The sequence below is a fragment of the Tolypothrix bouteillei VB521301 genome (assembly GCF_000760695.4).
Classification (GTDB): domain Bacteria; phylum Cyanobacteriota; class Cyanobacteriia; order Cyanobacteriales; family Nostocaceae; genus Scytonema; species Scytonema bouteillei_A.
This window is the reverse complement of the sequence record NZ_JHEG04000001.1, coordinates 6,585,491-6,603,441: the sequence shown is the minus strand read 5'-3', so window position 1 is coordinate 6,603,441 and position 17,951 is coordinate 6,585,491. Positions and strand designations below refer to the sequence as shown.

The 17,951-nt window shown below is 41.9% G+C and carries 16 protein-coding genes; 9 read left to right on the top strand and 7 right to left on the bottom strand.

The genetic code is table 11. The annotated features are described in order from the left end of the window. Positions 1 to 69 precede the first annotated feature (69 nt). Together HC643_RS26760 and HC643_RS26755 are read right to left on the bottom strand one after the other, a co-directional pair. The gene (locus tag HC643_RS26760) at positions 70 to 5,112 is read right to left on the bottom strand and encodes a WD40 domain-containing protein (RefSeq protein WP_038089755.1); all 5,043 of its coding nucleotides are present in this window, start codon (positions 5,110 to 5,112) and stop codon (positions 70 to 72) included. Next, entirely contained in the window at positions 5,088 to 6,419 is a 1,332-nt protein-coding gene (locus HC643_RS26755; RefSeq protein ID WP_038089752.1) for a P-loop NTPase fold protein, read from the bottom strand. Before HC643_RS26755 ends, HC643_RS26760 begins: the two co-directional genes overlap by 25 nt. 299 nt (positions 6,420 to 6,718) lie before the next feature. On the opposite strand from HC643_RS26755, the gene HC643_RS26750 reads away from it, so the two are divergent. The 3 genes from HC643_RS26750 to HC643_RS26740 all read left to right on the top strand — a co-directional run bounded on the left by HC643_RS26750 (position 6,719) and on the right by HC643_RS26740 (position 9,481). Beyond that, the gene (locus tag HC643_RS26750) at positions 6,719 to 7,432 is read left to right on the top strand and encodes a hypothetical protein (RefSeq protein ID WP_038089750.1); all 714 of its coding nucleotides are present in this window, start codon (positions 6,719 to 6,721) and stop codon (positions 7,430 to 7,432) included. Positions 7,433 to 8,306: 874 nt separating this feature from the next. Beyond that, the gene (tatC, locus tag HC643_RS26745; RefSeq protein ID WP_038089746.1) at positions 8,307 to 9,149 is read left to right on the top strand and encodes a twin-arginine translocase subunit TatC; all 843 of its coding nucleotides are present in this window, start codon (positions 8,307 to 8,309) and stop codon (positions 9,147 to 9,149) included. After that, entirely contained in the window at positions 9,146 to 9,481 is a 336-nt protein-coding gene (locus HC643_RS26740) for a tRNA-binding protein (RefSeq protein ID WP_038089743.1), read from the top strand. Before tatC ends, HC643_RS26740 begins: the two co-directional genes overlap by 4 nt. A gap of 58 nt (positions 9,482 to 9,539) precedes the next feature. On the opposite strand, the gene HC643_RS26735 is transcribed toward HC643_RS26740, so the two are convergent. Then, positions 9,540 to 9,848: a DUF3067 family protein gene (locus tag HC643_RS26735; RefSeq protein ID WP_038089740.1), complete on the bottom strand. Its 309-nt coding sequence runs from the start codon at positions 9,846 to 9,848 to the stop codon at positions 9,540 to 9,542. A 224-nt stretch (positions 9,849 to 10,072) separates the two neighbouring features. On the opposite strand from HC643_RS26735, the gene petC reads away from it, so the two are divergent. From petC to HC643_RS26710, 6 genes are all read left to right on the top strand, one after another. Beyond that, positions 10,073 to 10,612: a cytochrome b6-f complex iron-sulfur subunit gene (gene petC, locus HC643_RS26730; RefSeq protein WP_038089737.1), complete on the top strand. Its 540-nt coding sequence runs from the start codon at positions 10,073 to 10,075 to the stop codon at positions 10,610 to 10,612. Positions 10,613 to 10,797: 185 nt separating this feature from the next. Continuing rightward, positions 10,798 to 11,799, top strand: coding sequence for a cytochrome f (petA, locus tag HC643_RS26725; protein ID WP_038089735.1), 1,002 nt, complete (start codon positions 10,798 to 10,800; stop codon positions 11,797 to 11,799). Between the two features lie 416 nt (positions 11,800 to 12,215). Beyond that, positions 12,216 to 12,521, top strand: coding sequence for a Uma2 family endonuclease (locus tag HC643_RS41580; protein ID WP_237265950.1), 306 nt, complete (start codon positions 12,216 to 12,218; stop codon positions 12,519 to 12,521). 134 nt (positions 12,522 to 12,655) lie between these two features. Continuing rightward, positions 12,656 to 12,922 (top strand): hypothetical protein, encoded by a 267-nt coding sequence (locus tag HC643_RS41575; protein ID WP_237265949.1) that lies wholly within the window; start codon positions 12,656 to 12,658, stop codon positions 12,920 to 12,922. Positions 12,923 to 13,098: 176 nt separating this feature from the next. Next, a complete protein-coding gene (locus tag HC643_RS26715) occupies positions 13,099 to 13,329 on the top strand; it encodes a photosystem II protein, Psb35-related (RefSeq protein WP_038089733.1) in 231 nt (76 codons plus the stop codon). Positions 13,330 to 13,533: 204 nt separating this feature from the next. Continuing rightward, positions 13,534 to 13,725 (top strand): DUF6887 family protein, encoded by a 192-nt coding sequence (locus HC643_RS26710; protein ID WP_038089729.1) that lies wholly within the window; start codon positions 13,534 to 13,536, stop codon positions 13,723 to 13,725. Between the two features lie 109 nt (positions 13,726 to 13,834). Here the strand turns inward: HC643_RS26710 and HC643_RS26705 are convergent, their stop codons facing one another. From HC643_RS26705 to HC643_RS26690, 4 genes are all read right to left on the bottom strand, one after another. Then, entirely contained in the window at positions 13,835 to 15,427 is a 1,593-nt protein-coding gene (locus HC643_RS26705; RefSeq protein ID WP_038089727.1) for a glycoside hydrolase family 57 protein, read from the bottom strand. 176 nt (positions 15,428 to 15,603) lie between these two features. Beyond that, positions 15,604 to 16,173, bottom strand: coding sequence for a Uma2 family endonuclease (locus tag HC643_RS26700; protein WP_038089724.1), 570 nt, complete (start codon positions 16,171 to 16,173; stop codon positions 15,604 to 15,606). Between the two features lie 53 nt (positions 16,174 to 16,226). Beyond that, positions 16,227 to 16,985, bottom strand: coding sequence for a Uma2 family endonuclease (locus tag HC643_RS26695; protein ID WP_038089721.1), 759 nt, complete (start codon positions 16,983 to 16,985; stop codon positions 16,227 to 16,229). Positions 16,986 to 17,100: 115 nt separating this feature from the next. Beyond that, on the bottom strand, positions 17,101 to 17,841 hold the full coding sequence (locus tag HC643_RS26690) for a Uma2 family endonuclease (RefSeq protein WP_167844759.1): 741 nt from the start codon (positions 17,839 to 17,841) through the stop codon (positions 17,101 to 17,103). Positions 17,842 to 17,951 lie beyond the last annotated feature (110 nt).

Sequence of the window (17,951 nt, the reverse complement as noted above, 5' to 3'; positions counted from 1 at the left end):
GGCTTCGCCTGGGAATGAATCGCGGACAGATCCGCCTCCTCTGTGAGATCCCCCGAGGCGGAGATGCGTTCAATTAGGGCACAGCTTGCGATCGCTATTTATCAGTTGCGACGAAGAATCCTTGAGCAAATCGCACCCCCGAAGTAGTAAATTTTCCAGTGTTATGTCTTCTAAATTGCGTAGAAACACAGAACCACTGGCACTACCAAAAGTCATCAAGTTCTTGTGAGAACTTAAACTAACGCTGGTGAGCTTATCCTTTTCCTTAAGACTGATTTGTAAGACACCATCGCGGTTCCAAAGCTTTACCGTATTGTCATCGCTTACTGACGCCAGTACTTCCCCATCTCGGCTAAAACTGACTCCAGTGACTGCACCTCTGTGTCCCCACAAAGTTTTCAGGAACTTACCATCACCAGTCCAAAGCTTTACCGTGTTGTCATCGCTAGCCGAAGCAATTTTACTGCCATCAGGAGACCAAGCTACACTAAAAACTGCATCTCTGTGCCCCGACAAAGTTTTCAGGAACTTACCATCAGCAGTCCAAAGCTTCACTGTTTTATCATCGCTAGCTGATGCTAATAACTCCCCGTTCGGACTGAAACTCACCCAATTAACAACACCTTTGTGTCCCAACAAAGTTTTTAACAGCTTACCGTTCTGACTCCACAATTTGATAGTTTTATCCTTACTGCCTGAAGCGATAATATTTTGAGAACTCCAAGACACGCTTAAAACCCTACCTTGATGTCCTGACAGTGTTTCGAGCAGCTGACCGTCGCGTTTCCACAACTTGAGCGTAGCATCCGTGCTAGCTGAGACAAGCCTATCCCCTTTTGGGCTAAAACTGACGCCCCAAACTCCATCCTTATGACCCTTCAAAATATGAAGTAGTTTTCCTTCTGAATTCCAGATTCTAACTGTTTTATCAAGACTAGCAGAAGCAATCAAATCACCTTGAGGTGAAAAACTGACACTATTCACGTCCCCAGAATGATCTCCAAACTTGGACTTTAACACATCCTGCAATTTCCAAAGTTTGACCGTTGTGTCCCGACTTCCAGAAGCGAACATCTTTCCATCAGGGCTGAAACTGACACTATTGACCCAATCTCCATGACCCTTTAAGGTTGCTAATAGAATTCCGCGATCGCGACTCCAAAACTTGATTGTCTTGTTGGTACTTGCTGAAGCGACGATCTGACCATCCGGGCTGAAGCTAACACTTGTGACCTTATCATTATGCCCGGTTAAAGTTCTTAGCAATTTACCCTCGCGACTCCAAAGTTTGACACTTTTGTCCAAACTTGCTGAAGCGATCGCCCTTCCGTCTCCAGACCAAGCGACACTCCTCACCGCATCAGTATGGCCAGGTATAGTTTTTAACAATTTTCCGTTTCGATTCCAAAGGTTTATTGTTTTATCCGTACTGGCTGAAGCAAGGGTTTGACCATTAGGCGACCAAGCGACACTTAAGACAGCAGCCTTATGACCTAACAGAGTCTTAAAAAGCTTACCATCTCGATACCAAAGTTTGATAGTGTTATCGCTACTACCGGAGGCAATGATTTCATCATCAGGAGTGAAACTGACACTATTGACAACTCCTTTATGCCCTACTAAGGTTGTTACCTGCTCGGTGTTTGAATTCCAAAGTTTTACAGTTTTGTCCTGACTGGCTGAAGCTACAGTTCTACCATCATGGCTAAAACTCACGTTGTTAACAACATCAGAGTGTATGGGTAAAGTTTTATACTTTTTACCATTGGTATTCCAAAGTATAATATTATTATCAGCACTTGCTGAGGCTAAGACCTTACCATCGGGGCTAAAATTGACGCTATTCACGCCGAAACTATGCCCTTGTAAGCGTTGGCTTGCTCTTTCACCTCCAGAAAAAACCAGTTGATAAAGCGTCCCCAATACCTGCAAGCGCGTATCTGCATCTGGAAATATAGCATTTTGCTGTTTTCTACCTGCTTTTAAACCTTCTTTCAAAGCATCCGTATCTCTTCCCGAGCTGAGGAGTACTTCACTCGTTGCACTAATAGCTCGAATTTCGCTAATGAGCGCTTGTCTCCATTGAAAAGCTGAAATAAAAGAGGCTGCAAACGCCACTATAAGAATGACTGAACCAGCAAGCGCTATTGTTAGCGAACGATTGCTATTTGCCAGTTCTGCTTGTAACTTTTGCTGTTGCAATTCTACATTGAGTTGTTCAATTTCAATCTGACTTTGTGTTTCTCGTTTGCGTAATTCTTTTAATTCTGTCAGTAAATCCCGACCTTGTTGGGGTTGGCTGTTGACCTGTTGAAATTGCTGCTGTTTTTTCTTTAGTTGGCTTTTTAACTGGTAAATTTCTGTTTCCCTTTGCTGTACTTGGTTGCGTAACTTTTGTAGTTGGGTTTGTAAGTTCAATTCTGCTTGTTGCAGGTAACGAATCAAATCTACTAAATAATCATGAATTAATTGATAGCGGCGTTCGGGTTGGTCGGGAAAGAGCACGACTAATCCAGAACGCACTAAAATTTCTAAGACTAATTCTAATTTTTCTTGATGTTCTAATTCTGCTAATTGGGATGCTAATTCACCATAAGTTTTGTAAGGGCGCTTTTTGTTTTCATCTGTTAATAAATATAAAACCAGTAATGCTGCTCTTTCATTTTCGGGACCGCATTCTTTGATGAGTTGTTTGATATATCGCTCAATGAGTTTGCCAGATTTAAATTGCTGGTAGTCTGTCAGCGTTGAAATCCTCTCATCTTGCAGTTGTGCTCCCACAACTTGTAACTCTATTGGACGAACTTCTCCTAATTCTGTCGATAAATCTTGTACGACGGCATCAATTAAAGCAGGCTCTAAATAAAAATGCGATCGCTCTGTTAACTTTAAGATAAAATTTTTAGCATCCTCTTGGGCAAAGTTTTTTAACTGATAGCGGATATTTTTGTCTAAAATATTATCGTTAATCTGCTCCTGTTTAGCCAGATGCCTAAATTCTAATAAACGATGTAAATAATCTTCTCGTATAGAAAATATTATTTTGACAAAAGATATATTGAGGCAATGGCAAATAAATTTATCAAAATGTTGCAAGCTATTGTGTTCGGGACAGCTAAAGAAAAACTCTTCAAACTGGTCAAAAATTAAGACGGTAATGAAATGATTCTTAGCATTTCTTTGTAACTGTTCCAGAATATAATGTTCAGATTCAAGTATGTTCGGCTCGGCTAAAGCAGCACTTGCACTCTGTTGAATTTGAAGTTGCGCCTCTGTTAAAGATTTTCCTAATTCCCGAACCCATTGAGTGTAAATTCGCAATACAACAGGTACAGCAATCTGGTCGCCAATCGCTGTGTTTTGCAGTGCAGGAACCAGTCCCGCAGCCACGGTAGAACTTTTACCCACGCCAGATTGACCGTGAATCACCGTCAGTTTTTGGTCGGGACGGCTAATTCTGCCAATTAAGCTATCAATATCGCGCTTGCGCCCGGAAGCATCAATTTCCAAAGCAATACTGGTGCTTGCTGCACGCAAATCCAAAGTAGGTTTTGTCTTTGGTTGTTGGGGTTGCAGGCGACCTGCGCCAATAAAAGCACGCAAACCATACTGCTGCTCGACAGAACGCCGTTTTTGACGGATGCAAAAGGCTTCTAAATACCGACCCGAGTCAAAGTAGAGCGATCGCATTTTCCGCAGAAGGCGAATATAACGATGAGCATCGTATCGATGGTCGCTGCTTTCTAAAGCAGTTTCTAATTGGCGATTCGCCGTTTTCAAACGTTTGAGAGCCTTTTTTTTCTCACCCAAATGCAAGAGTGCTTGAGCTAATACTAATTGAGATATTTGCTTTAACAGCACGGGAAACAAACTTGGGTAGCGATCGCAATCTTGTCTTGCTTTTGCCAAGCAAGACAAGGATGCTTGTGCAAGCTGAGTTGCTTTTTCCCAATTTGACTGCTCTAGAGCGACCTCAGCCAAAAAACTATAGTCACAAGCGAGTTGAATTTGAGTCCCGTAGATTCTGTGTAACTCTAGAGATTTTGTAGCAACTTTTTGTAACTCCTCCCAATCGTGCAAAATTTGCAACACCTCACTGAGTTGAGCAATACATTGAGCCACGATATCGTCACGCCCAACCACTTCAAAAATATCAAGGCATTGCTGGAAATAAGATTTAGCTTCTTGCCATGGCAAAGGGTTTTCTGAATAGTGACGTTCGGCAAAACGGAAATAACACAGCCCAATATAAAACAGAACGACTCCCTGGCGAAGAAGATAGGGGGACATGGAGGACAAGGTAGAATTTTCTTCCTTGTCTCCCCCCTCTCCCCTGATTTGCTTTTGCCAAAACTGCAAGCTTTGCTGAAAATGTTCCAAAGCCAAATCTATGCGATCGCTCACATAATCATCCAAACCAAAAACAAATTCCAAACTGGCGTTCAATTCAGGGTTTAGCTTAATACCGCGATTTTGCAGATCTTTAACAGCACAGAGGAATTCATAACTGCTATATTTAGAAACCAAACCCAAAGTCTTATTACCACAACTCACTAAAGATTCTGCGTGCTGTGTAGCGTTGGTGTTTAAAATTTCTGCAAACAGAGAATCGGTTTTTTGTTGTAGAAATGCGAGCAACTCTTCAGTTGTCAGTTCAAATCTAATAGGAGTAGCAGCCCAACTTGCAAAATCTGGAGCCAAGCGTACTATTTTTTGCAGTACCTTGTCATTTACCCAAAAAACCATAGGAAAATGGTGGCGTTTGCGGAACTCATCCCGCACGTGATTGATGGTAGTTAGGAGGTCATCAAGTGCAGATACTGACTCCAAACCTAAAACCATCAAGACTAATGAGTGCTCGGGAGTAGGTTGTAAGTGAAGTTTAGTATAAAGGCTGATGGTGTTGGGCGGAACCACTAGCTTCTCAATCTGGTATGCTTCCGAAGAAATTTCTGACAGTCTTTGCAGCATTTGCTCTCGCAAAGCTTCATAGTTACAGCAAGCCAAAACTAGCGAGAATTGACCTTGAGAGAAAACAATAGCTCGCCTTAAATTTGTTAAGGAACGCTCGTTAGTCGCAATGAAATTTATGAGAGGGTACTGTTCAGCCATGATTGAAATTTTGGCGTTTCTGCTAAAACTGGGTTGAGAGCAAACCAGACTCCTTGATGGTCGCGGTATTCAAAGACAAAAAGACTTCGCAACAAAGTGTAATATTCTATATCACCTCTGACTCTTTGCTGTTGTACCACCTGAAAGAGTAACTCCCACTCGTCGGAGTCAATTGGGTTAGCGCGGAAATCTCGGTGTCTTTGAATCACCAGTTCCAAGCATTCCCGTTCAAAGGGAGGGTCTTGTTCTCTCAAACAGTCATATAGCAGTCCCAGTAAATCCCGCACGTGACCACCGCTAATCAAACACAGCCTATCTAAAGTTTCGACAGAATCAAACACTTCTGCGATCAAATTTAACCTATCTGAAGGATGAACGTCAGGAAAAGCTCTAGCTAGCACCATCTGTCTCATGAGCGCCAGTCCTTGAGTATAAATTTCTCCAGAACGCAGCCTTACAGGTATCATAGGTAAGACTTTAGGAGCTACCCCACCCCCCAAACGGTGCTGAAGTTCGGCGCTGTCGTTAGAGAAAGTTAAGGCAAGAGGAATAGTGTATACTAAGTGGCAATCAAGTTTGCGTAACTGTTCGCCTCGGTCAATAAATAAGTACTCTGGTAAAGACCGTCCAGATGGTAGAGGTCTGATAGCTACCCGATCCAAGTTATCAACAATAACAACTAGCCCTTTTTTACCTTGAGCTTTTAGTTCTTTCTTAGCACGAGCAAGCAATTCCTCATTAATGGATTGCAAAATGTTTTCAGTTCTTGGTTCTAAATAGTCCCGCAACCGACGCCGTAACTTGGGGCTTTCTTTTGTCTTAGCTGTAATTTTGGCAATACCGACAGATAGCTCTCCTTGCACCTCTAAATCCATTGGAGTTTGCAGAAAATCCACAATTTCCGCAAATAACTTAGCAAAGTAGCCAGGTTTTACGTGAAGATTCATCGCTTCAAGGCTTTCGCTCACCTGACCGACAATTGCTAGAAAAATATCTGTCACATCCAGATCTACCATTTCCAAAACATGGGTAGACTCAAAATACACAACATGAAATTTTTCTTGCTCTAACTCAGTTTTTAGCCGCAGCAACTCCGTTGACTTCCCACAGCCAATGTGACCTGTAAAAAGCTGACAGGTTCGTGTATCCGGAGATATTTTAGTAATTGTGCGTTGTAGCGCTTCTATAATCTTGCCGCCTCGCACAGAAGTAAAATCAATATAATACTGGCGATCGCTAGCGTTTCCCATCACCAGAGGTCGGCTTGGATTGCAGGCTTGATAAAATCGTTCTAAATCTAGAAGCATAATTTATCCATTTCGTTTAATAAATACGGGTAATTTTATAGCTGTCACCTCCCCGACTACAGAATGGTGAATAAGGGGTGTCACTGCTTGTTGACCACCTGTATCCTTATGGAAGTCGGAGAGCTTCCACCACTAGCTTGTGATAATTTGTACTTAACTGTTGCTGCAATTTAACTTTAAGATACAAAATTTCTCTCAGGTCTTCCGGATATTCCCTTAGATATATTTATCGGTCAGTAGGGGGATGATTTAAACTCTAGTAGTAAAAAAATAATTTATGTAGTAAAAGTAACTGAATTATGGGTGCAGAACCAGTTTGGTGTTTGTTCAAAGTACCGCCAACAGATGTTTTCAATGTCAAACAAGTATTTGAGCAAGCTGTTGAGCGATCGCAAATCTCTTATAAGTTACAAAATTTTCTCCAGAAGAGAACTGAATATGAGAGCAAATTTCATGCCCGAGACAAAGAGATATTCAATTATTATATTCCCAAGGCTTTTGTTGACAAACAGCAAACTCCAGATGCCTTTGATTGGGATGATTTGCATCATGCTTACCATCTTTTCTTCCCACGTGCTTTTGCAGAAATTTTTGATAATCTCTTTATAGGTGAAGCTCCAATTATTTCCGTACCAATGAGTCAAGCTTTATTAGAGCTAGTCAGGACCAATCGTGTGGGTGCGCCTGAAATGTTGTGGGGTGGTTTAGGTTGGGAACGCGCAGGTAGACTTCCAGGATATTTAGGGAATATGTTTGTACCGCCCGAAGATATTGCTGTTGTTTTAGGCACTCTTGAGGAAGTTTTTCAAGAGGTGCCAAGTCATGAATTTATTCAAGGAGTTTCCGCAATTGGAACGCGAGGAAACGGTAACGAACAATATGTAGAAAGCCTGCAATCTTTGATTCTCTCCTGTTTTTATACTGTTTTCAAGGAAGGTAATGGGCTTTTAGCCTTAAGTCATCCACATCTCGGTTCCATGCCATTTCCTGAAAATTATGGTTTTTCAGTATAAAGGTAGCAGCCCTAAATAATTTATAAAAAATTTTCGTTACTGTAGCTTGGTTATTGCCCGCCTTACGTAGATTTTTCAAATGAAATTATGATTTCTATAGCAGTCATAAATGAAATATAAAAATAAGAGTAAAGACTGATAATTCCTAATTACTAACGCTCGAAAAGCCATTAGCCATTAGCCATTAGCTATTAGCCATTAGCCATCCAAATTTTTCCAAAATGAAATTATGATTTCTATACTCTCATGCGTTAGAAATATGCAAAAAAATAGTTCATATAAAAATCGATCGAAATATGCACAACTCCGGTCAATCAATAATAAAAAATGACATCTTAACGCTTGCAGTCACCATAGCGAAGACAATCACCTTTCTGCTCATCTCTAGCAGAAAATAAGAAATTTATATCACTCTTATAAGATTTTATGCTACTCATAATGGAATTCGTCCGGGTAAAACTTTGATATTTGGAGGATTGGTTCTCAGCATGACTGCTAGCAAAACCTTGACCTATATTGCCTAAAAAAACAGAAAATGAAATGAATCCTACACAAATTGTTTTACTCATACAAACCTCGGCGAGAAATGTTTAATTACGTTAAAGCAGATGCAATTTTTTATAAAATTTAAGTAAAAGGAGTTTTTGTTACTCTCTAACGAATTAAGTCAATACTTCTTAAAGCTATTGACTTAATTGTCAACAGTTAGTTCCATTTTTTAAAGGTGCTACAGCCCAGCATACAACTCCCTACATTAACGATTCCAAGAAAATTCCCAAGCAACCGGAAAAAGATAGCAAAGGTAACAAAAAACCCTCGTTAGTGACTTCCCCAGATACAATAGTTAACAGGTAATGCCCTAAATTGTTGATTCATGACGCCTTCTCAAGACGTAGAAACCCAACAGCAGTTTGACGAACCCTGGGACTCGGACCGGGAAACTGCTTCAACTTCCCCTCGTGTTAACCTCCAAGAAGACGATGGCAATTCCGATCTCGATCCTCTTGATGAATTGCCCGGAGAGGTTGAGATGTCTCTGTTCGACCACTTGGAGGAGTTGCGACAGCGCATTTTTTACTCTCTAGCAGTTCTAGCCGTCAGTGCTGTTGGTTGCTTTGTTGCAGTTAAACCCATTGTCCGGTTACTAGAAGTCCCAGCACAGGGAGTAAAATTCCTCCAACTTGCGCCAGGAGAATATTTCTTCGTCTCTGTCAAAGTTGCAGGTTATACAGGGATACTACTTGCTAGCCCCTTTGTGCTCTACCAAATTATCCAGTTTGTGCTTCCAGGGCTGACACGTCGCGAACGACGGTTGTTAGCACCTGTGGTTCTTGGTTCCAGTGTTCTTTTTGGAGGGGGTTTAGTATTTGCTTATTTTTTACTTATACCAGCTGCCTTAAAATTCTTTATCAGTTATGGTGCAGATGTTGTAGAACAGCTCTGGTCTATTGATAAATATTTTGAATTTGTCTTGTTGCTGTTATTTAGCACTGGATTGGCATTTCAAATTCCTGTCATTCAAATACTGCTTGGAAATCTAGGAATTGTTTCTTCTGAGCGAATGCTTTCCGGTTGGCGTTACGTTATTCTGGGAGCAGTAGTTTTAGGAGCTGTTCTTACACCTTCCACAGATCCATTAACTCAAAGTCTTCTAGCAGGAGCCGTTTTGGGGCTTTACTTTGGTGGTATAGGTCTGGTTAAGCTGACTGGAAAATGACCCAAATTACATTCGAGGACTTTGAAAAAGTAGACATTCGCGTTGGCAAAATCATCAGAGTAGAAGATTTTCCCAAAGCACGAAAACCAGCTTATAAGCTTTGGATAGATTTTGGCGATCTGGGCATAAAAAAATCTAGTGCTCAAATCACCAAAATTTATCAAAAAGAAGATTTAATAGATAAATTGGTGTTATCAGTAACTAACTTTCCTCCCCGACAAGTTGCTGATTTTATGTCTGAGGTTCTGGTTTTAGGCGTAGTCATAGAAAATGGTGAAGTCGTACTGATACAGCCCGACCGAAGTGTGCCTTTAGGAAAAAAAATCTCATAACTAGAATGTATAATGTGTTACTTTAGAAGGGATTGAGGATGTATGCGTGCGTGCAGAATTACACGAGCCATTCTGTAGCACGCTCGCCCAAGTCTAAAGGAATGCTGACCGCTTTACCGAGTCGGGGACGCTCTCGCGTTTCTCTAATAAACATTTGTACCTGTATAGCTCCACCTAAGTTATCTAAATAGCTAGCAACGCTCTCTAGATGCTCCTCATACTCGGCTTCACTCAAGGGAAAAGAAGCTTGTTCTAAGTATTTCCACATAATTTGAAGAAATATTTTACCCTGTGTCCGACGTAACTGAACATCATATGAATGTCCCCACTTCTCAAGCAACAGTTGACGTAATTCCTGTCCTGTCATAGTTCTTCTCAAATATTTTTACATTTAGTTATGATGTTAAGTTCCATTACTCCAGTATGATAGGACTATAAAGAAATGTAATGCTACTAAGAAAGATGCTGAAAACATCTTTAGAGAAGCAAGTTTCAGCATCAATTATGGGCATTAAATCTTTACTCGATTGGGTTACCTTTTGAGTAAAAACGTCACATTTGTTAACAAAATACACGAAGAACGCGTAGGTTATGGCTCAATTTTCTGAATCAGTGGACGTTCCCGATATGGGGCGTCGTCAATTCATGAATCTTTTGACTTTTGGAACTGTAACCGGAGTCGCTTTGGGAGTCTTGTATCCCGTTGTCAAGTATTTTATTCCCCCAGCAGCGGGTGGTGCAGGTGGTGGTACAACCGCAAAAGACGAGCTGGGGAACAATGTCAGCGTGAACAAGTTTTTAGACAGCCATAATGTAGGCGATCGCGTTCTGGTTCAGGGACTAAAAGGAGATCCTACCTATATTGTGGTAGACAGCAAAGAGGCGATAGGCGATTACGGTATTAACGCCGTATGTACTCACCTGGGTTGTGTTGTGCCTTGGAATACAGCAGAGAACAAGTTTAAGTGTCCCTGTCACGGTTCCCAGTATGATGCTACTGGTAAGGTAGTGCGCGGTCCCGCCCCACTATCTTTAGCTCTCAGTCATGCAAAAGTGGAAGAGGACAAAATTGTTCTAACTCCTTGGACTGAAACAGACTTCCGCACCGGCGAAAACCCCTGGTGGGCATAAAAATTTTAGATTTTAGATTGATAATTTTGGGTTCAAATTTAAAGCAATCTAAAAATGAAAAATTATTCTTTAGATTGTAGTGGCGACTTTTGGAATCAAATCCAAAATCCCAATCCAAAATCCACTCATCCAAAGTCCAAAATACTCTTTAACCTTTAATCGTCCTCTTTGTTGTCCTTATAGAGATGAGAAATGCTTCTACAACAGCGAGTTTGACTCGCAGTGCTAGAGTAATCGTCAAAACATTGCTCGTAGCGATCGCAACAGTGACATTGTTCTTCACAAGCGATCTAGCCCTTCCTCAAGCAGCTTCAGCATATCCTTTCTGGGCGCAGCAAACCTACCCCGAAACTCCTCGCGAACCAACAGGGCGGATTGTATGTGCTAACTGTCACTTAGCGGCGAAGCCAGCAGAAGTAGAAGTTCCCCAATCTGTTCTCCCTGACACGGTATTTAAAGCCGTGGTAAAAATTCCCTACGATACAAGTGTGCAACAGGTGGGTGCTGACGGTTCCAAAACTGGCTTAAACGTTGGTGCTGTGCTGATGCTTCCAGAAGGCTTTAAGATTGCGCCTGAAGATCGCATTCCTGAAGAGTGGAAAGAAGAAATCGGCGACGTTTACTTCCAACCGTATAAAGAAGATTCGGAAAACGTTGTTATTGTTGGACCCTTACCCGGCGAACAGTATCAAGAAGTTGTTTTCCCCGTTCTTTCCCCTAACCCTGCAACAGATAAGAACATACAGTTTGGAAAGTTTGCCGTTCACCTAGGTGCTAACCGAGGACGCGGACAAGTTTACCCAACTGGAGAAAAGAGCAACAATGCTGTTTACACAGCTTCTGCGACTGGTACGGTGAGCAAAATTGCCAGAGTAGAAGATGAAGACGGAAACACGAAGTTTGAAGTTAGCATCCAAAGTGAATCTGGGGAAACAGTGGTAGATAAAGTTCCCCTCGGACCCGAATTGATTGTTTCTGAAGGACAAGCAGTTCAATCTGGTGATTCTTTGACAAATAACCCCAATGTAGGTGGATTTGGTCAAGATGATGCTGAAATTGTGTTGCAAGATGCTACAAGAGTTCAGTGGTTGATTGCTTTCATCGCACTTGTTATGTTGGCTCAAGCTATGCTTGTTCTCAAGAAGAAGCAAGTGGAAAAAGTCCAAGCTGCTGAAATGAACTTCTAAATTTTTAGAGCTAAATCATCAGTTATGAGACAGGCTTTTGCCTGTCTTTTTTGTTTGCATAATGATTGCTCTGTAAAAAATGAAGTTACTCCCTTCCCGCTCGAAGATTTCTTAATTAAATGAACCGCAGAGGCGCAGAGGACACAGAGGAAAGAGGAGAAGAAGATCGGTAGTCTTATGGCGGAAAGGGAGTAATTGATATAAGATTGCCCAAACGCAAATTGTGGATTATATGTATGTCCATTTAGATCGCGATTTATCATTAGTAGAGGGTTAGTTACATCTAATTTAAAGCAGGCATCAGATATAGCGATCGCTAATCTTTATTACTATTTCAAAGTTAGAGATACATCAGAAGATGTGATGGTTTAAGCGATACCATAAAAACTAATCCGCGCTCCGAGGAGGGACAACCAATGGCAGTTTCTGCTGAGTATTTCCCCATTACTCCAATTGAATATCCAGATGAGGACGGTAAGCCTGTGGCTGAAAGCGACCAAACACGCGAATATTTACTCTATTCAGTAAAATCCCTGGGAATTTATTTCCAAAACCGTCCTGATGTTTATGTTTCTGGAAATCTATTTATTTACTACGAACAAGGAGTCCCGGAATCGGTTGTCTCACCAGATGTCTTTGTCATTTTTGGTGTAGAAAATCGTCAACGTCGCAGCTACAAAACTTGGGAGGAGAACGAGAAAACGCCCGATTTTGTGCTATAAGTTACTTCAAAAACCACTGAAGCAAAGACCAAGGTGCAAAAAAAGGAATTTACGCTTTTTTAGGAGTACGGGAGTACTATCAATATGACCCCACAGGAGATTATCTCAACCCTCCACTTCAGGGTTTACGGTTAGTGGATGGCAATTATCTCCCTGTCACCACCACTACCTTAGCAGACGGTACAGTATCGTTAGCAAGTGAAGTCCTAGGTTTAGAGTTGCGACTTAAAGAAGGGGAAATGCGCTTTTACGATCTAGCAACAAGCCAAACACTTCTAAGTTTTGAAGAACAAGCCTCTGCACAACAAGCGGCTGAACAAGCACAACAAGCAGCTGAAGAGAAAGCACAGCGTTTAGCAGCCAAACTGAAAGAATTAAATATTGACCCCGACAATATCTAATTCTCACCCAAGCACGTTATCCCTCCGTAAAAACGAGGGATTTTTGTATAGTGCGGAAGCCCGTACCTCGTTTATCGGTCAACGCGACTATAGCCTATGTTGTTAATTTTATTTCTAATTTGTTACATTTATTTACAGATAAATATAAATCTTAAATAAAAGACGTGGTGATAACTATGATGACTCTATTGATTGCACTATTTGTTGTAGGTTGGGCAGCAGCTGCCTTAATTGGTACTCAAGCTTACTTCTTAGGCGAACAAAGAAAGCCCATCCACGAACGTAACTGGCGTTCTGGCTCTTTTGAAAGACTAGCTAAGTCCATTACAGGTCAAGATATTGATTATAGCGATCGCACTCCGGCTTATAGCATGGATGCTTATGCGAGCAACAATCTGCCTCGATAGATTGTTGAATTGGGTTTTACAGAGAAAATACGGTTTGTTTTTTGCATATTGCAGCCTCCAGTGTAAAGCTGGAGGCTTTGTTTATTGTTAGTTTTAGGGAAAACCAATAGAGTGAGTAGCGATCGCAAAGAGGTAGACAACTAAATGCATTGATAATCGGTCTGTGCTTCTAGAAGTTCTGGAAAACGGGGAGGTCATAATCGGATGACTCAATCAAATTATGAAGCAATGACAGAAAAGCAGTTACGCGAGTACGTGCGACTAAATCCTCAAGATGAAGACGCATTTCAGCACTATCTAAGCATAATTCGTTCTCGATCTGGGCGAGTGACTGTGAGTACAGATGACGAATTTGAGGCTGAATTGCGAAAGCGCATAAATCAGTCACAGCAGTAAATCCCCCTCAGATACTTGAAAATCCTTTATCAAATAGCCCGCGCAGGCGGGCTTTGTTTGTATAGCCCCAGAATTCCATTCTGAGGGGGCATAATAACAGGCGTTGCTTTTATGACAAGGGACGGTAAACGCGGTAGTTGATACTGGGGAAGATATTATCCATCAATTCAACTTTTTCCAACCAACCGCTGTCGATTTTGCCAATTTTAACGTCTTCATAAAGCTTGTTAAAACGCATGAGGTGCGATCGCGTGCGTCTCACTGCATAGGGTACCATTGTTCCCGTCCGCATAATAAACGCCCAGTCTGAGGATTGTGCCAATAGCAGTTCTCGTGCGGCTTGATTTAACGCTCTCCATTCCAACTCATCTTCAGGTTCGCGAGTTGATATTTCAATCATCCGTTCTGCTGCTTTATGCAAATGGGGGTAAATCCAAGTATTTGTCTCGTTCAACCAATACTCGTGGAATCCTTTGTAACCCCAACTCGACTGAGAGGGACGGCAAACTTGTTGGGTTGGATGTGCTTTTAAATAATCCGCTAAGTGAGTCATGGCGTAAGTCTGTTGGTCAAACCACGACTTACGGAAGAGGTAATCAATAAACCACGGTCCCTCATACCACCAATGCCCGAATAATTCTGCATCATAGGGAGAAACAATCACTGGAGGTCGCTGCATTATACCATAAAGATGCTCTGCTTGCCGCTCTCGATTGTACATGAAGTTAGCAGCGTGTTCTGCAGCTTTTTCCCTTGCCCAGTAAGGATCGTAGAGAGCTTTATCACCCAACCCCAAACCGCGACCGGTAATTTTATGATATTTGATGCCCGTATTCTTACGCTGACCGTTGGGCATAATGTAGGGCTTGATATACTCATATTCTGCTTCCCAACCCAAGTCTTTGTAAAACTCCCGATATTCTGGTGCTCCGGGATAACCTACCTCAGAAGACCAAACTTGTTGAGAAGATTCATGGTCTCGACCAAAAGCAGCAACACCAGTTTCTGTAAAAATTGGGGCATAAGTCCCAAATCGAGGGCGAGGACGAGCATAAAGAATGCCATGTCCATCCGTGAGGAAGTAGCGCAACCCTGAATCAGCTAACATCCGCTCCAAACCTTCAAAATAGGCGCACTCTGGTAACCAAATACCTTTGGGGGGGCGTCCAAAATTTTCTTCGTAGTGTTCGCAAGCTACTTTAATTTGCGCCCACACGGCTTGTGGGTACATCTTCATGAGTGGTAAGTAGCCGTGAGTGGCACCACAGGTAATGATTTCTAAGTTATTTGTATCCTGGAACTGCTTAAAAGCTGTTACCAAGTCCCCCTTATAGCGTTCCCAAAGTTCTCGCGTTGCGTTAAACTCACTCGCATAATGCTCCGCTAAATAACGAACATGACCGTTCTGTGCATTATGTTCGATTTCTAGTTCTATAAGTTCTTCTAGTTTAGCTAAGTGGTCATCGTACCGTTCTTGTAGTAGAGGATCTCGCAGCATGGACACAAGTGGTGGTGTCATGCTCATCGTGATTTTAAAGTCAACGCCATCTCGCTTTAAGCCTTCAAATACTCTCAGCAAGGGTACATAAGTTTCTGTAATGGCTTCATAGAGCCATTCTTCTTCCAACACATAGTCACTTTCAGGGTGACGAACGAAGGGCAGATGTGCATGGAGTACGAGCGCAACGTAGCCGATAGCCATAATAAATAGTTCCGAGGTGGTACGTGTAGATTGAAGGTTGGGGATTTGGAAGATTTAAGAGTATTTTAAGACTTTCTGGGGATCGTATCAGTTTTTCGCCCAACTCTTCAAAATACTGCGACCGCGATCGGTAACTGGTGACCAGTTAGTTCCTAATACTTCAAAAAGTTATACGATCAAGTAAAAAAGCGCTGGACTTGAGTGCTAAAACCGGGCAATAGCGGGGAAGTAATTTCGTCATTTGGGAGCAAAGTTGCGATTTGTCTCAATTGAGCAGCGTCTCTACGATAGATCTCTATCTGCTGCAACCGCCAATCCGCAATCCAATATTCCTGAACTCCTTTTAATGAGTACAGCTTTAATTTAGCTTCTCGATCTCTACGCTCGTTCGTAGCTCCTGGTGAAAGAACTTCTACAATCAATTCTGGTGCGCCTGTCAAATGCCCCTCTTCATCCAATAATTGGGACAAGCGCTCGTTAGAGATCCAAACCACGTCAGGAATAACGTTATCAGCATCTGTAAAAATTATGCCCGGAGTTGGAATAGCTTCACCCAATCCACTGGTTCTAGACCAACTTTGTAATTCTAAATGAATATTACCAGTCGCACGTTGATGTCCCCAGTGAGGTGCTCTAGTCACAAATAATTCTCCATCAATAATTTCATAGCGCTTCCACTCATCACGTGCCAATAATTCTAAATCAGATGTTGTCCAGCGTATTTGTTCGGTGATTCTTTGACTCATTCTTGCTTCACTCTCCCACGTATAGTTTGGGTTAGCTAGGAAAAATCATATTTTTACAGTTCATCTGGATCAATTCCTGCGGCTCGCAATCTTTGTGCTAATCTTTCAACTTTCTGCCGTTCCTGCTCTAGTTGTTGATTTGTTTGCTCTAGTTGTTGATTTGTTTGCTCTAGTTGTTGATTTGTTTGCTCTAGTTGTTGATTTGCGTCCTCTTCTGGTAGCAGTACTAGCTGTCCATCTGGGGTGAAAAAGCGCAATTTTCGCTCCACCACTCCCAAATACAGCCCCAACTGCTGGCTCCACAACCAACCTTCTGGAGTTGGTATCAGTTCTTGATACTGTCCATCTAGTATGTGAAATCCTTGAAATTCCAAACTCACTGGGTCAAACCAAAAGTAATCAGGAGTCCGAAATGTGTTTTGGTATATTTGCTTTTTCAGTCCTCTATCGACAGATGCAGTGGAATCTGATAACAACTCTATGATGATGTTGGGATATTTACCGTCTTCTTGCCACACCACCCAACTTTTGCGGTCTTTCTTTTCTGTATCTAAAACTACCAAGAAATCTGGTCCCCTGAAATCTTCCGACTTTTTTTGATTGGGGCTAAAATATACAGTTAGGTTCCCCGTGGCATAAAAATCCTGACGTTCTCGCCAGTACCACTTTATCAGGCGGACGAGCAATTCAATTTGTTCGCGGTGTAGATCGCTTTCCAAGGGGGGTTCGTCGCTATAAAGGTCACCAGGTGGAAAAATTATACCTTGAGTATCATCCTTTACGACAGAGGTGGTGGCAAGCGGCTGAGACATAAGAAAAATTTTGGTTTTGTTTAAATCTATGCTATCGTGACTCACTTGCTTGTAGGTTGTCTGACATCGCTATTAAACCCAATGCAAGAGTTACAAGGGTCATCAAGAACGCGTTTTATACCAGTTCATCTGGGTCAATTCCTGCGGCTCGCAATCTTTGTGCTAATCTTTCAACCTTTTGCCGTTCCTGCTCTAACTGTTGGTTTGTTTGCTCCAGTTGTTGATTTGTTTGCTCTAGTTGTTGGTTTGCGTCCTCTTCTGGTAGCAGTACTAGCTGTCCATCTGGGGTAAAAAAGCGCAATTTCCGCTCCACCACTCCCAAATACAGCCCCAACTGCTGGCTCCACAACCAACCTTCTGGAGTTGGTATCAGTTCTTGATACTGCCCATCTAGTATGTGAAATCCTTGAAATTCCAGACTCACTGGGTCAAACCAAAAGTAATCAGGAGTCCGAAATGTGTTTTGATATATTTGCTTTTTCAGTCCTCTATCAACAGCCGCAGTGGAATCTGATAACAACTCTATGATGATGTTGGGATATTTACCGTCTTCTTGCCATACAACCCAACTTTTACGGTCTTTCTTTTCTGTATCTAAAACTACCAAGAAATCTGGTCCCCTGAAATCTTCCGACTTTTTTTGATTGGGGCTAAAATATACAGTTAGGTTCCCCGTGGCATAAAAATCCTGACGTTCTCGCCAGTACCACTTTATCAGGCGGACGAGCAATTCAATTTGTTCGCGGTGTAGATCGCTTTCCAAGGGGGGTTCGTCGCTATAAAGGTCACCAGGTGGAAAAATTATACCTTGAGTATCATCCTTGACAACAGAGGTGGTGGCAAGCGGCTGAGACATAAGAAAAATTCTAGTTTTGTTTAAATGTATGCTATCGTGACTCATTTGCTTGTAGGTTGTCTGATACCGCAAATGAAACCAATACAAGCGTTACAAGGGTCATCAAGAAC

What these genes read in the sequence shown, in the direction of transcription:
- HC643_RS41580 (WP_237265950.1), top strand. Translation starts at nt 12,216, where the DNA reads ATGGCAGTTTCTGCTGAGTATTTCCCCATTACTCCAATTGAATATCCA.
- HC643_RS26690 (WP_167844759.1), bottom strand. Translation starts at nt 17,841, where the DNA reads ATGTCTCAGCCGCTTGCCACCACCTCTGTTGTCAAGGATGATACTCAA.
- tatC (WP_038089746.1), top strand. Translation starts at nt 8,307, where the DNA reads ATGACGCCTTCTCAAGACGTAGAAACCCAACAGCAGTTTGACGAACCC.
- HC643_RS26760 (WP_038089755.1), bottom strand. Translation starts at nt 5,112, where the DNA reads ATGGCTGAACAGTACCCTCTCATAAATTTCATTGCGACTAACGAGCGT.
- HC643_RS26755 (WP_038089752.1), bottom strand. Translation starts at nt 6,419, where the DNA reads ATGCTTCTAGATTTAGAACGATTTTATCAAGCCTGCAATCCAAGCCGA.
- petA (WP_038089735.1), top strand. Translation starts at nt 10,798, where the DNA reads ATGAGAAATGCTTCTACAACAGCGAGTTTGACTCGCAGTGCTAGAGTA.
- HC643_RS26700 (WP_038089724.1), bottom strand. Translation starts at nt 16,173, where the DNA reads ATGAGTCAAAGAATCACCGAACAAATACGCTGGACAACATCTGATTTA.
- HC643_RS26750 (WP_038089750.1), top strand. Translation starts at nt 6,719, where the DNA reads ATGGGTGCAGAACCAGTTTGGTGTTTGTTCAAAGTACCGCCAACAGAT.
- HC643_RS26735 (WP_038089740.1), bottom strand. Translation starts at nt 9,848, where the DNA reads ATGACAGGACAGGAATTACGTCAACTGTTGCTTGAGAAGTGGGGACAT.
- petC (WP_038089737.1), top strand. Translation starts at nt 10,073, where the DNA reads ATGGCTCAATTTTCTGAATCAGTGGACGTTCCCGATATGGGGCGTCGT.
- HC643_RS26740 (WP_038089743.1), top strand. Translation starts at nt 9,146, where the DNA reads ATGACCCAAATTACATTCGAGGACTTTGAAAAAGTAGACATTCGCGTT.
- HC643_RS26715 (WP_038089733.1), top strand. Translation starts at nt 13,099, where the DNA reads ATGATGACTCTATTGATTGCACTATTTGTTGTAGGTTGGGCAGCAGCT.
- HC643_RS26705 (WP_038089727.1), bottom strand. Translation starts at nt 15,427, where the DNA reads ATGGCTATCGGCTACGTTGCGCTCGTACTCCATGCACATCTGCCCTTC.
- HC643_RS26695 (WP_038089721.1), bottom strand. Translation starts at nt 16,985, where the DNA reads ATGTCTCAGCCGCTTGCCACCACCTCTGTCGTAAAGGATGATACTCAA.
- HC643_RS26710 (WP_038089729.1), top strand. Translation starts at nt 13,534, where the DNA reads ATGACTCAATCAAATTATGAAGCAATGACAGAAAAGCAGTTACGCGAG.